Below are 438 nucleotides of genomic sequence, written 5' to 3'. Positions count from 1 at the left end.
CGGCGCGGCGGAGGCCGCTCCGGCGATCGTCGCGCCGGGCCGACCGGTGTGTCCGCCCTCCGCGGGCCGGGCGCCGTTTGCGGGCCGGGCGCTCGCCCCGGCTGCCGTGCCCGCCTCGGCGCTCCCGGCGCCCTCGACGCTCCTGGCGCCCTCTGCGCCCTTCCGCAGCGCGGCGGAAGTCGCTCCGGCGATCGCCGCGCCGGGCCGACCGGTGTGTCCGCCGTCCGCGGGTTGGGCGCCCTCCGCGGGTCGGGTGCCCGCCCCGGCTGCCGTGCCCGCCTCGGCGCTCCCGGCGCCCTCGACGCTCCTGGCGCCCTCGACGTCCCTCCGCGGCGCGGCGGAAGTCGCTCCGGCGATCGCCGCGCCGGGCCGACCGGTGTGTCCGCCCTCCGCGGGCCGGGCGCCGTTTGCGGGCCGGGCGCTCGCCCCGGCTGCCGT

The 438-nt window shown here is 83.6% G+C and carries 1 pseudogene; it reads right to left on the bottom strand.

The annotated features are described in order from the left end of the window. A pseudogene (locus ACPXCS_RS39610) lies at window positions 1–438 on the bottom strand (hypothetical protein); the annotation flags it as partial.

It is taken from the genome of Streptomyces sp. DT190 (genome assembly GCF_049846985.1).
Classification (GTDB): Bacteria; Actinomycetota; Actinomycetes; order Streptomycetales; family Streptomycetaceae; genus Streptomyces.
Note: the sequence above shows the minus strand (reverse complement) of the source record. Positions and strands in the feature narration are given on the sequence as shown.